Origin of the sequence: Williamsia sp. MIQD14 (assembly GCF_051025635.1) — a bacterium.
Classification (GTDB): Bacteria; Actinomycetota; Actinomycetes; order Mycobacteriales; family Mycobacteriaceae; genus Williamsia_A.
The window spans coordinates 183,288-195,346 of sequence record NZ_JBPFDG010000003.1 but is presented as its reverse complement, the minus strand read 5'-3'; the positions used below and the strand labels follow the sequence as shown (position 1 = coordinate 195,346).

General features: G+C 67.0%; 10 protein-coding genes. 3 read left to right on the top strand and 7 right to left on the bottom strand.

The features are described from left to right. Positions 1–207: 207 nt before the first annotated feature. Positions 208–1,029, top strand: coding sequence for an HAD family hydrolase (locus ACQ7HM_RS12400; protein ID WP_434216946.1), 822 nt, complete (start codon positions 208–210; stop codon positions 1,027–1,029). 452 nt (positions 1,030–1,481) lie between these two features. Here ACQ7HM_RS12400 and ACQ7HM_RS12395 read toward each other — a convergent pair whose 3' ends face one another. The 5 genes from ACQ7HM_RS12395 to ACQ7HM_RS12375 all read right to left on the bottom strand — a co-directional run bounded on the left by ACQ7HM_RS12395 (position 1,482) and on the right by ACQ7HM_RS12375 (position 7,471). Then, the gene (locus ACQ7HM_RS12395; RefSeq protein WP_434216582.1) at positions 1,482–2,231 is read right to left on the bottom strand and encodes an oxidoreductase; all 750 of its coding nucleotides are present in this window, start codon (positions 2,229–2,231) and stop codon (positions 1,482–1,484) included. A gap of 42 nt (positions 2,232–2,273) precedes the next feature. Then, positions 2,274–3,956: a dipeptide ABC transporter ATP-binding protein gene (locus tag ACQ7HM_RS12390; RefSeq protein WP_434216581.1), complete on the bottom strand. Its 1,683-nt coding sequence runs from the start codon at positions 3,954–3,956 to the stop codon at positions 2,274–2,276. After that, positions 3,953–4,924 (bottom strand): ABC transporter permease, encoded by a 972-nt coding sequence (locus ACQ7HM_RS12385; protein ID WP_434216580.1) that lies wholly within the window; start codon positions 4,922–4,924, stop codon positions 3,953–3,955. Before ACQ7HM_RS12385 ends, ACQ7HM_RS12390 begins: the two co-directional genes overlap by 4 nt. Further along, the gene (locus ACQ7HM_RS12380) at positions 4,917–5,843 is read right to left on the bottom strand and encodes an ABC transporter permease (protein WP_434216579.1); all 927 of its coding nucleotides are present in this window, start codon (positions 5,841–5,843) and stop codon (positions 4,917–4,919) included. Before ACQ7HM_RS12380 ends, ACQ7HM_RS12385 begins: the two co-directional genes overlap by 8 nt. A gap of 128 nt (positions 5,844–5,971) precedes the next feature. Then, positions 5,972–7,471 carry a peptide ABC transporter substrate-binding protein gene (locus ACQ7HM_RS12375; RefSeq protein WP_434216578.1) on the bottom strand — a complete coding sequence of 500 codons (1,500 nt, stop codon included), beginning with the start codon at positions 7,469–7,471 and terminating at the stop codon, positions 5,972–5,974. Positions 7,472–7,914: 443 nt separating this feature from the next. On the opposite strand from ACQ7HM_RS12375, the gene acs reads away from it, so the two are divergent. Together acs and ACQ7HM_RS12365 are read left to right on the top strand one after the other, a co-directional pair. Further along, the gene (gene acs, locus ACQ7HM_RS12370) at positions 7,915–9,888 is read left to right on the top strand and encodes an acetate--CoA ligase (RefSeq protein WP_434216577.1); all 1,974 of its coding nucleotides are present in this window, start codon (positions 7,915–7,917) and stop codon (positions 9,886–9,888) included. A gap of 107 nt (positions 9,889–9,995) precedes the next feature. Continuing rightward, positions 9,996–10,703, top strand: coding sequence for an SDR family oxidoreductase (locus tag ACQ7HM_RS12365; protein ID WP_434216576.1), 708 nt, complete (start codon positions 9,996–9,998; stop codon positions 10,701–10,703). Between the two features lie 21 nt (positions 10,704–10,724). On the opposite strand, the gene ACQ7HM_RS12360 is transcribed toward ACQ7HM_RS12365, so the two are convergent. Together ACQ7HM_RS12360 and ACQ7HM_RS12355 are read right to left on the bottom strand one after the other, a co-directional pair. After that, positions 10,725–11,231, bottom strand: coding sequence for a cyclophilin-like fold protein (locus ACQ7HM_RS12360; RefSeq protein WP_434216575.1), 507 nt, complete (start codon positions 11,229–11,231; stop codon positions 10,725–10,727). 3 nt (positions 11,232–11,234) lie between these two features. Then, positions 11,235–12,002, bottom strand: coding sequence for a glucose 1-dehydrogenase (locus ACQ7HM_RS12355; RefSeq protein WP_434216574.1), 768 nt, complete (start codon positions 12,000–12,002; stop codon positions 11,235–11,237). Between the last annotated feature and the right edge of the window lie 57 nt (positions 12,003–12,059).

The window sequence follows — 12,059 nt, the reverse complement described above, 5'->3', positions numbered from 1 at the left end:
GGGCTGAAAGCCCCGGATGAACCGGGTAAGGACGACTATACACACTGCCGCGGGGCGTAACGCAAGTTACCGGCGGTTGTTACCCCCGGGTAGTTTTCGGCGCCTGACCAGACGAAACCCCGAAGTGCACCCGGCGGGCACCGCGCCGAGTGGGCGTCGGCGACGTAGGCTCGGACGGTGACCGCGACCCCGCCCGGCCGAGACGGTGTGCCGGGGTCGGCGAGGACCGCCGAGACCCCCGTCGCCGCATTCTTCGATCTCGACAAAACAATCATCGCGAAGTCGAGCACCCTCGCATTTTCCCGCCCATTCTTCGACGAAGGCCTGATCAATCGTCGAGCGGTCCTGAAATCGAGTTATGCGCAGTTCTTGTTCCTCCTGACCGCCGCCGATCGTGACCAGGTGGAGCGGTTGCGCAGACACGTCACCCAGATGTGCGCCGGCTGGGATGTCGAGCAGGTGCGGGGCATCGTCGCCGAGACGCTGCACGACATCGTCGATCCACTGGTGTTCGCCGAGGCCACCGACCTCATCGCCGGCCATCGGGCGCGCGGACACGACGTGGTGATCGTGTCGGCGTCGGGCAGCGAGATCGTCGAACCCATCGGGGAGATGCTCGGCGTCGACACCACGGTCGCCAGCCGCATGGAGGTCGTTGACGGTCACTACTCCGGCGAGGTGGAGTTCTACTGCTACGGCGACGGCAAGGTGGCCGCGATGGAAGACCTCGCCGCACGCCGCGGATACGACCTCGAGGCGTGTTTCGCGTACTCCGACTCGATCACCGACCTGCCGATGCTGGCCGTGGTCGGCCACCCCACCGCGGTCAATCCGGATCGCCAGTTACGCAGGGCCGCAGCGACACACGGCTGGCCCGTGCTCACGTTCTCCCGACCGGTGTCGTTGCGTGAACGCATCCCCGGCGCGCCGTCCCGGGGGACGCTCACCGGCGCCGCAGCCGTCGGCATCGGCGCGGTCGTGGCCGGCGGCTTCACGTACGCAGCGCTGCACCGAGGCCGAAACCGGTAGCGCTGGTACCGATTCGAGGGCGACGACCCCCTCGCGGCGCCACTGACGAATTCACACCGCCCAAAGCCTTGATGTGATGGCCGTCACGGTGTAGAACTGAGGGCACGGGATCGACGAGCGGCAAAGTCCACTTCGGAAGAGAAGGAGCGGACCCCCGGACGTCGTGACCCAGCACGGATATCGAGCACCCACGCGGAGCACGCCGCGACAGGCAGAAGTGTTGCGGGCCTGCGACATCGCGATCAGCGGAAACCATGACGACCCTTGGGTGGGCGTCGCGGCACATCGCATCGCGGTCCATCGCCGAGGCCACCCACGCAACCCACCGCGCACGCTTGGTAACCCGGATCCGTGCTGACGGGCGGCCGGGATGATCCACATCGGATCACCCCGGCCGCCCGTAATACTCTCTCGACCCGGTTCTGGCACAGGGGAAGTCGTGCAGAACTGCGTCAGCGACGAGCCTCGGCGATCGACCTGGCCTCCACAGCACCGGCCGACAGCGCCTCACAGTGCAGCAGCACCCACTCCCGCACGCCGTCGCCCGTCCCGGTGCCGAATGCCATTGCCGCCGAACGGTACTGATCGACTCTGCGCAGCCAAGTGACCTCGGGGACGCCGAGGCTGTGCGGGTCGAGTCCGGTCGAGGCGGCCACCAGCCGCGCCGCCGCCCGCGCCACCAGCCCGTTCGCGACCGGGAACGGGGCGAGGGTCAGCAGGTCGCCGTGCACCACCGCGGCGAGGACCGGGGCGGCGACCGTCGTGGCACCGGTGACGAGCTGGGCCAGCAGCTCGAGCCGCTCGGACACCTCGGCGTCGACACGGGGACGCCCCAGCGTGTCGGGGTCGGTCACGATGTCGGTCGCCGCGAGCAGGTGCAGCCGCGCGAGTGCCTGCAACGGCGCCCGCGTCCACACCGACACCAACGCGTCGAGGGAGTCACCGGTCAGCGCCAACGCCACCCGCAGCGCGCCGGCCAGCATCGGGTCGTCGACGTCGTCGGACCGGTTGAACGACGCGCTCACACCCTCGATCGCGGCCGACGAATGCGCCGCGCGCCACGATGCCTCCGTGGACGTGTCGAGCCATCCCCGCAGGTTCACGGGGTGGCGGTGGACAGCGCTGAGCGCCTCGCGCGCGGAATCGGATGCCTCCGCGACACCCGGGAGGTCGAGCAGGGGCGCGAGCGGATCGGTGGTCACAACCGCCCAGCCTAGGGCAGCGCCACCACCCGCTCCGACTGCCTACGACGTGGTGAGCGACGCCCCCGGTATCGCATCGAGCAGCTTGCGTGTGTAGTCCTGCGTCGGGTTGTCGAAGACCGCGTCGGTCGCCGCCTGTTCGACCACGCGGCCCTGCTCCATCACCACGACGTTGTCCGCGATCTGTTTCACGACGGCCAGGTCGTGGGTGATGAACAGGTACGTGAGACCGAGTTCCCCCTGCAGGTCGTTGAGCAGCCCGAGGATCTGGGCCTGCACCAGCACGTCGAGCGCCGATACCGCCTCGTCGCAGACGATGAGGTCCGGGTCGAGTGCAAGGGCACGCGCGATGGCGACACGTTGCCGCTGCCCGCCCGACAGCTCGTTCGGGAACCGCTTCATCACCGTCGAGGGAAGAGCGACCTTGTCGAGCAGATCGCGCACACGCGCCTCACGCTCCTTGGCGGACCCGATGCCGTGGATCCGCAAGGGCTCCTCCACCACCCGGTAGATCGAGAACAGCGGGTCGATCGAACCGTACGGATTCTGGAAGATGGGCTGGACACGGCGTCGGAACGCCAGGGCGTCCTTCCCCCGGAAGCTCGTGACATCAGTGCCGTCGAACGTCACCGATCCGCCGGTCGGCGGCAGCAGAGCCAGCACCATCTGCGCCACCGTCGACTTGCCCGAACCGGACTCACCGACGATCGCTGTGGTCGTGCCACGGGTCACCGAGAACGACACGTCGTCGACGGCGGTCAGCGTCTTCGATCTCCACGGAACGCTGCCGCGGATGGGGAACACCTTGGTCAGGGTGTCAACGACGAGAATCGGGCTGTCGACAGCGGCGGTGCTGCTCTCCTCGACGACCTCCGCCGCCTGCTCGACGATCTCGGCCCGAGCGGCCTTCGCGGTCAGGCGCTTCGACGCCAACGACGGTGCCGACGCGACGAGTCGCTGGGTGTACTCGTGCTGCGGGTCGCGCAGGATCTCCCGCGCCGGACCGGATTCGACGACCTTGCCGCGGTACATCACCACGAGGTGCGACGCCCGCTCGGCGGCCAGGCCGAGATCGTGGGTGATCAGCAGGACCGATGTACCCAGCTCGTGGGTGAGCCCCTCGAGGTGATCGAGGATCTGGCGCTGCACGGTGACGTCGAGCGCCGACGTCGGCTCGTCGGCCACCAGCAGCTTCGGTCGACACGCCAGACCGATCGCGATGAGGGCACGCTGTCGCATACCGCCGGAGAACTCGTGCGGGTACTGGTTCATGCGGGCCTCAGCGTCGCGCATGCCGGCCTCGGTGAGCAGTTCGGCGGCGCGCTTCTTCGCCGCCGCACCCTTGGCGATGTTGTTGGCCTCGAGAGCCTCCCGAACCTGGAAACCGATCTTCCACAGCGGGTTCAGGTTGCTCATCGGGTCCTGCGGGACCAGACCGATCGACGTCCCGCGCAGGGCGTCGACGTCCTTCTTCGACGCGGTCGTCAGCTCCTGGCCGTCGAAGGAGATGCTGCCCCCGGTCACACGACCGGCCCCGGGCAACAGGTTCAGCACCGCATTGGCGGTGGTCGTCTTCCCCGACCCCGACTCGCCCACGATCGCGACGGTCTGGCCCGGATAGATGGTCAGGTTCACACCCGAGACGGCCTCCGAGTCGCCGAACGACACCGACAGGTCGCGGACGTGGAGCAGCGGGGTGGGATCGACGGTGCCGTGGTCGGTCATCGGGTACGCGCCTTCGGGTCGAGGGCGTCGCGCAACGCGTCGCCCATCATGATGAACGCCAAGACCGTGAGTGCCAGTGCGCCTGCGGGATACAGCAGGATCGGATTGCCCGAGCGCAGCAGGCTCTGCCCCGCCGCGATGTCGATGCCCCACGACACGCTCGTCGCCGGCAGTCCGATGCCGAGGTACGACAAGGTGGCCTCGGTGACGATGAAGACGCCGAGGCTGATGGTGCTGATGACGATGATCGGGCCCAGGGCATTGGGGACCACGTGGGCCACGATGATGCGGATCCGGGAGGCGCCCAACGCTTTCGACGCGGTGATGTAATCCTCACCACGAATCGAGATGGTCGCGCCACGCGCGATGCGCGCCACCTGGGGCCAGCCGAACACCGCCAGGATCGTGACGACGGTCCACACGCTGCGCTGGGCAAACATCTGCATGATGACGATGGCCGCGAGGATCAGCGGCAGGGCGAAGAAGATGTCGGTCAGCCGGGAGATGATCACGTCGAGCCAGCCACCGAAGAACCCCGCCAGCACACCGGCGATCGTGCCCACGAGGAACACGATGACCGTGGTCACCACACCGACGACCACCGACGCGCGTGCGCCGTAGATGGTGCGGGCGTAGATGTCACAGCCCTGCAGGTCGGTCCCGAACCAGTGGCCGCCTGAGGGCTTCTGCAGGCTCCGGGAGCCGAGACAGAGTTGGGGGTCCTGGTGGGCGAAGAGGCCCGGGAACAGGCAGATGACGACGACCAGCACGATCATCACCGCGGAGATGATGAACAGCGGGCGTCGGCGCAGGCCGATCCACGCGCCCTTCCAGAACCCGGCGGACGATTGCCGTTCGGCGACGGCGTCGACGGCGAGCACCTCCGCCTCCGACGCGCCGGCGATGAACCGGTCCTGGTGGGGGTAGTTGCTCGGCACTCCGGATGCGTCCGGATCACGGTCAGGCATAACGGATCCTCGGATCGATGGCGGCGTAGAGGAGGTCGACGACCAGGTTGGCGATGAGGTACACGAGGACCAGCACGGTGACGATCGACACCACCGTCGGCGCCTCGCCGATCTGCACACTGCGGAAGACGGTCTGACCGATCCCGTTGATGTTGAAGATGCCCTCGGTGACCACGGCCCCGGCCATGAGCGCCCCCAGGTCGGCGCCGAGGAACGTCACCACCGGGATCAATGAGTTGCGCAGGATGTGCACGGTCACCACCCGTGGGCGGCCGAGTCCCTTCGCCGTCGCGGTCCGCACGTGGTCGGCCCCGGCCACCTCGGCGACCGAGTTGCGGGTGAGACGCAGGATGTACGCGATCGAGACGAGCGCGAGGACGAACGCGGGGAGCAGCAGGTTCTGGATCGAGGTGTTGCCGCCCACGGTGACCGGGGCGAGACCCCACTTCACGCCGATCACGAACTGCGCCAGGAAGCCCAGGACGAAGATCGGGATGGCGATCACGACGAGGCTGGCCACCAGCACCGTGGAGTCGAACAATCCGCCACGACGCAGGCCGGCGATCACACCGATGACGATGCCGAGGACGGCCTCGATGATCAGGGCCATGACGGCGAGCTTGATGGTCGTCGGGAAGGTCTGCTGCATCACGTCGAGGACCGGTCGGCCCGAGAAGGACTGACCGAAGTCGAAGGTGAAGATGCCCTTCAGGTAGATCCAGTATTGCTGGAAGAAGCTGTCGTTGAGGTGGAACTGCTCCCGGATCTGTTCGCGCACAGCGGGAGTGAGCGGGCGACCGCCACCCAACGCGGCCGTGGGATCGCCGGGCAACTTGTAGACCATGAAGTACAGGAGCAGCGTCGCGCCGAAGAACACGGGGATCAGCTGCAGGATCCGCCGGACGGTGTACCAGACCATAAGTCGGTCACTTCCTTGTCAGAACAGTTCGAGAACGTGCCGGAGGGCAGTGCTGGTGAGAACGGGCCGACGCCGACCGCTCCCACCTCCGGGCCGAGGTCCGGACGTGGGAGCGCCGATGAGTCGTGTCAGCTCTTGGTGAAGTTCTCGAAATCGCCGAGGCCCGACCAGGTCATCGGGGCATTGACGCCGACTCCCTCGCCGCCGTTGGCGACGTAGTCCCACATGGGGATCGCGGGCAGGTCGTTGAGCAGGATCGACTGCGCCTGACCGGTCAGCTGGTAGGAGGCCTCGTTGGTCTTCTGCGCCTCGGCCTCACGCAGTTTCGCGTCGAAGGCGGGGTTGGAGTAGTCGGTGTCGTTCGATCCGGCACCGGTCACGAAGATCGGCTCGAGGAACTCGAGCATCGAGGGGTAGTCACCCTGCCAACCCGCGCGGAACGCGGACTTGATGGTGCGCGCGTTCACCTGCTGACGCAGCTGCGAGAACGTCGCGATGGCCGAGGGCTGCGCGTCGATCTTCAGCACGTTCTTGATGCTGTTGGCCGTGGCCTCGATCCACTCCTTGTGCCCGCCGTCGTAGTTCGACGCCAGGACGAAGTTGCCACTCCACGGGGAGATGGCGTTCGCCTGGTTCCACAGCTGCACTGCCTTGGTGGGGTTGTAGTCGAGATTCGAGGCGTTCGGGAGATCACCGTTGAACCCGGGAAGGGTCTTCGCGGTGAAATCGCGAGCCGGGTTGCGCGAGCCGGCGAAGATGTTCTGCGTGATCTGCTTGCGGTCGATCGCCATCGAGATCGCCTGGCGGCGCAGGACACCCTCGGCGCCGGAGAAGTGCGGCAGCGAGTACGGGATGTCGACGGTCTGGTTCTGCGCGGTCGGCTTCGTGATCGCGCGATCGCCGAGATCCTGCTTGTAGGTCCGCAGGGCACTGACGGGGATCGTGTCGAGGAAGTCGAGGTTGCCCGACTGCAGATCGCTGTAGGCCGAGTCGAAGTCGAGGTAGAACTTGAAGATCAGGCCCTTGTTCTTGGCCTTGTTCTCGCCCGGGTAGGTGTCGTTGGGCACCAGTGTGGCCTGCACGTTGTGCTGCCAGCTCTGCAGCTTGTACGGACCGTTGCCGACGGGGTTCTCCCCGAAAGCCTTGATGTCCTTGAACGCAACGTCGGGCAGCGGCTTGAACGGCGTGAAGCCCAGCCCCAGCTTGAAGTCGATGGCGGGGTTCTTCAGCGCGACGGAGAAGGTGTAGTCGTCGATGACCTTCAGACCCGACATGGTCTTCGTGGTCGGCTTCTCGGACGAGACGTCGTCATAACCCTGGATGGGCGCGAAGAAACTCTGCTGCTTCTGGGCGTTGGGGGTGTAGGCGCCGAAGTTCCAGGCGTCGACGAAGTTGTGGGCCTTCACCTCGGTGCCGTCGGTGAACTTCCAGCCCTTCTTGATGGTGATGGTGTAGTTCTGGTTGTCCGTCGTGTCGAGCTTGTCGACCATCGCGGGCTTCGGGTTGCCGTCCGCGTCGTAGTAGTACAGGCCGGTGAACAGCCGATCGACGATGCGACCGCCGCCGTTCTCGTTGGTCGTCGTCGTGATCAGGCCGGTCTCGGGCTCGGAGCCGTTGACCGTGATCATGCTGCTGTCGTTACTCGAGCCACCACAGGCGGCGAGTACACCGGCAGCGATGACGATCGCGCCGACGGCAGCCACAAATCTCTTCGTTCTCACCGTATGAACTTCTCTCTCTGTACGCGTTCGGGCGCGGGATTGCCGCAGTCGAACCTGGGTGATCCGGGCTGATCCGGACCCGGGAAACGCATCGGGAACACTTCGTGAATGTTCCTAACCGGCATGCAAGCCGTGAAGGACGATACCCAGAGCTCACCGGACCCGTCTCGCTGAGTGGGAAATTCCCTGGCGCATCCGTGTGAAGACCTGTCGCGAAACGGACGTATCCGACTCGACCCCGCCTGCAACGCGATCCCAACGTGACTACCCTCACCATGGAAGACGCGAGGAGCACCGACGACGGGGTCACCTCCCCTGCGCGGTGGGAAGAGAAAGGTGATCGACACACCATGTCCAGCGCTACCGATCAGTCCACTGCAGCAGGCGAGCCCGACCATCCCGCCGCGTACCCGCCGCCCGCGGAGTTCGCCGCGAACGCGATCGCACAGCCCGGTCTCTACGACGAGGCCGACGCCGACCGGTTGGCGTTCTGGGCGAAGCAGGCGCGTGAGCTGCAGTGGGAGACAGACTTCGCCGACACACTCGACTGGTCGAACGCGCCGTTCGCGAAGTGGTTCGTCGGTGGCGAACTGAACGTGGCCGCCAACTGCATCGACCGTCACGTCGACGCGGGCAATGGCGATCGCGTGGCGATCCACTGGATCGGTGAGCCCGGCGACAGCCGCGCCATCACCTACTCCGACCTGCTCGCCGAGGTGAGCAAGGCCGCCAACTACTTCACCGAGATCGGCCTGGTGCCGGGCGACCGCGTGGCGGTCTACATGCCGATGGTGCCCGAGGCCATCGTCACCATCCTCGCGTGTGCGCGCCTGGGTCTGCCGCACTCGGTGGTGTTCGCCGGGTTCTCCGCCGGCGCGCTGCGCTCGCGGGTCGACGACGCCTCGGCGAAGCTCGTCGTCACCACCGACGGCCAGTACCGACGCGGCGAGCCCGCACCGCTGAAGACCGCGGTCGACGAGGCGCTCGGCACCGGCGACGACGCCGCGGAATCGGTCGAGAAGGTGTTGGTGGTCAAGCGGACCGGCCACGACCCCGACCTGAACTGGGTCGAGGGCCGCGACGTGTGGTGGCACGAGACGGTCGACAACGCCTCGAACACCCACTCCTACACAGCATTCGACGCCGAGCACCCGCTGTTCCTGCTCTACACCTCGGGAACCACCGGCAAGCCCAAGGGCATCCTGCACACCTCCGGCGGCTACCTCACCCAGATCAACTACACGTTCCGCAACGTGTTCGACCACCGGCCCGAAAGCGACGTCTTCTGGTGTGGCGCCGACATCGGCTGGGTCACCGGGCACAGCTATCTCGTCTACGGCCCCCTGTCGAACGGTGCGACCGAGATCGTCTACGAGGGCACCCCGAACTCGCCGAACGAGCACCGGCACTTCGAGATCATCGAGAAGTACAAGGTCACAACGTATTACATCGCCCCGACGCTGATCCGCACCTTCATGAAGTGGGGCCGCGAGATCCCCGACGCGCACGATCTGACCTCGATTCGCCTGCTGGGCAGCGTCGGTGAGCCGATCAACCCCGAGGCGTGGCGCTGGTACCGCGACGTGATCGGCGCGAACCGCAGCCCCATCGTCGACACCTGGTGGCAGACCGAGACCGGCGCGATGATGATCTCGCCGCTGCCCGGCGTCACCGAGACCAAGCCGGGTTCGGCGATGCGTCCGTTGCCGGGGATCAGCGCCAAGATCGTCGACGACGACGGCAACGCGGTCGCCGACGGCGAGCAGGGATACCTCGTCCTCGACGAGCCGTGGCCGGCCATGTTGCGTGGTATCTGGGGCGACGACGAGCGGTTCAAGGAGACCTACTGGTCGCGTTTCGAGAAGCAGGGGTGGTACTTCGCCGGTGACGGCGCCCGCTATGACGCCGACGGAGCCCTGTGGGTTCTCGGCCGCATCGACGACGTCATGAACGTGTCGGGACACCGCATCTCGACCTCCGAGGTCGAATCGGCACTGGTGAACCACCACGGCGTCGCCGAGGCCGCGGTGATCGGCGCCTCGGACGAGACCACCGGTCAAGGCATCGTCGCCTTCGTGATCCTGCGCGGCAGCACCACCGACACCGGCGACGAGCTGATCAAGGAGCTCAAGGCGCAGGTCTCGAAGGACATCTCGCCGATCGCGAAGCCGCGCGAGATCTACGTCGTGCCCGAGCTGCCGAAGACCCGAAGCGGCAAGATCATGCGACGACTGCTCAAGGACGTGGCCGAGGGTCGCGAACTCGGTGACACCTCGACGCTCGTCGATCCCACGGTGTTCGAGAACATCCGGAAGAAGAAGTAACCGGCGGCCCTCCGGGGGCGAGTACACAGATCTGTTTACATCGGTCGCCATGTGGTCTACCGTCATGGGTACACCGATCTGTTTACCTGCCCCAGGAGGCCGACACCATGCCCACGTTCACCGATTCCGTCGTTCTCGTCACCGGCGCCAACGGAGGGCTCGGCCGCCCGTTCGTCACCGCGGCCCTCGAACACGGTGCCCGCAAGGTCTACGCCGCCGCCCGCACTCCCCGCGAGTGGGACGACGAGCGCATCGTCCCGTTGACCCTCGACGTGACCGACCCGGAGTCGGTCGCCGCCGCCGCACAGGCCGCCCCCGACGTCACCGTGCTGATCAACAACGCGGGCATCACCACCCACACGGCCAGCCTCATCGACATCAGCGAGGCGGATCTGCGGCGCAACCTCGAGGTCAACTTCTTCGGCCCGGTGCTGCTCACCCGCGCGTTCGCCCCGGCCCTGATCGCCGCCGAGAGCGCGGTCCTCATCGACATCCACTCGGTCGCGAGCTGGAACGCCTTCGGTGGTGTCTACAGCGCGTCCAAGGCCGCCCTGTGGTCGGCGACCAATTCGTTGCGGCTCGAACTGGCACCGCAGGGCGTCCACGTCACCGGCGTCCACATGGGCTACGTCGACACCGCGATGGCCGCAGGCGCACAGGGACCCAAGCTCGAGGCGGCACCGTTCGTCGAATCCATCTACACCGCAGTCGAAGCCGGCGCCTACGAGGTCCTCGGTGACGACCTCACCCGGTCGGTCAAGGCAGGTCTCAGCGCACCCGTCGAGACGCTGTACCCGCAGCTCGCGACCGCGTAGGTCTGAGCGGGGCCGACCAGGTCAGCAGTCGAGCTCGACGGTCACGGTGACGACACCGGTGGCCGCGGCCACGACACCGTCGGGGTCGGCGAACCGCCCCAGGTCGGCGATGCCGGGGAAGTACCCGACGTCGCCGTAGTACAGGACGAGCACCCGGTCGGGGGCGTAGTAGCCCACCGTCCCCGGTCCGGGGTCGGCACCGGCGGGCATGTCCGCCATCGGCAGCGGCGCGATCTCCGCGGTCTTCTCGACACCGCCGAAGTCGGTGGCGTCGACGGTGATCGGCAACCGGTCACGCAGAGCGCGTGCCGCCGGGCTCCCACCGAGCGACCCGGTCAGCGTGGTCGCACCGACGCGGATGCGGATCGGCGTCGCGGAGTTAGTACACGTCGGAGATGCATCGGCCACGGGCGTCGAGGCGATGCGGTCGGACGAATCGGTCTGTGCCACCTCGGGTCCCGCCTCGGAGGCACACGCAGCGATCGCGAGCACGGTGAGGAGCAGGGCGGCGCTGCCCGTGACGCGCATGTCTCACAGCCCCACGGTCTGGCCGCCGTCGACGACCATCGCGTGTCCGACGGTGAACGCGGCGAGCGGCGAACACAACCACAGCACCGCCGACGCGATCTCCTCGGGCCGACCCATGCGGCCGATGGGCTCCTGGGCGATCACCCGCGCCCGTCCCTCGGGGGTGCCGCCGGAGAACCGATCCATCATCGGGGTGTCGATGATGCCCGGGCAGATCGCGTTGATCCGCACACCCTGATCGGCGTAGTCGAGAGCGGCGGACTTCGTCATCCCCAGCATCCCGTGTTTCGCTGCGGCATAGGCGCTCTGGCCTCTGATACCGATCACCCCGGCACCGGATGCGGTGTTGACGATGGACCCTCCGCCGCCCGCGAGCATCAGCGGTATCTCGTGCTTCATCGACAGGAACGTGCCGCGCAGGTCGACGTCGACGACACGGTCGAAATCACTGTCGGCGATGTCGGCCAACGGCGTCACCGGTTGTTCGACGCCGGCGTTGTTGAACGCGATGTCGAGCCGACCGAACTGCGCGACGGTCGCCTCCAGGGCGCTCACCACCGAATCGGCGTCGGTCACGTCGCAGTGCGCCGAGAACGCATGGCCACCTGCGGCGCGCACGAGCTCGGCCGTCTCGTCGGTGGCGTCGTCGTCGATGCCGGTGCACACCACCGACGCCCCCTGCTCGGCGAAGGCGACGGCGGTCGCGCGACCGATCCCCGTCCCCGCCCCGGTGACGATGACGACCTTGTCCGCGAAAAGTTGTTCTGTCATGACCCCACCCCAGCACCGGCCGGGGGCGCGAGGGAGACCGTGCTGATCGGGGTACGC

Bases quoted from the DNA above. Each gene is read 5' to 3' on its own strand.
- ACQ7HM_RS12390 (WP_434216581.1), bottom strand. From the start codon at position 3,956: ATGACCGACCACGGCACCGTCGATCCCACCCCGCTGCTCCACGTCCGC.
- ACQ7HM_RS12385 (WP_434216580.1), bottom strand. From the start codon at position 4,924: ATGCCTGACCGTGATCCGGACGCATCCGGAGTGCCGAGCAACTACCCC.
- ACQ7HM_RS12380 (WP_434216579.1), bottom strand. From the start codon at position 5,843: ATGGTCTGGTACACCGTCCGGCGGATCCTGCAGCTGATCCCCGTGTTC.
- ACQ7HM_RS12375 (WP_434216578.1), bottom strand. From the start codon at position 7,471: ATGATCACGGTCAACGGCTCCGAGCCCGAGACCGGCCTGATCACGACG.
- acs (WP_434216577.1), top strand. From the start codon at position 7,915: ATGTCCAGCGCTACCGATCAGTCCACTGCAGCAGGCGAGCCCGACCAT.
- ACQ7HM_RS12365 (WP_434216576.1), top strand. From the start codon at position 9,996: ATGCCCACGTTCACCGATTCCGTCGTTCTCGTCACCGGCGCCAACGGA.
- ACQ7HM_RS12360 (WP_434216575.1), bottom strand. From the start codon at position 11,231: ATGCGCGTCACGGGCAGCGCCGCCCTGCTCCTCACCGTGCTCGCGATC.
- ACQ7HM_RS12355 (WP_434216574.1), bottom strand. From the start codon at position 12,002: ATGACAGAACAACTTTTCGCGGACAAGGTCGTCATCGTCACCGGGGCG.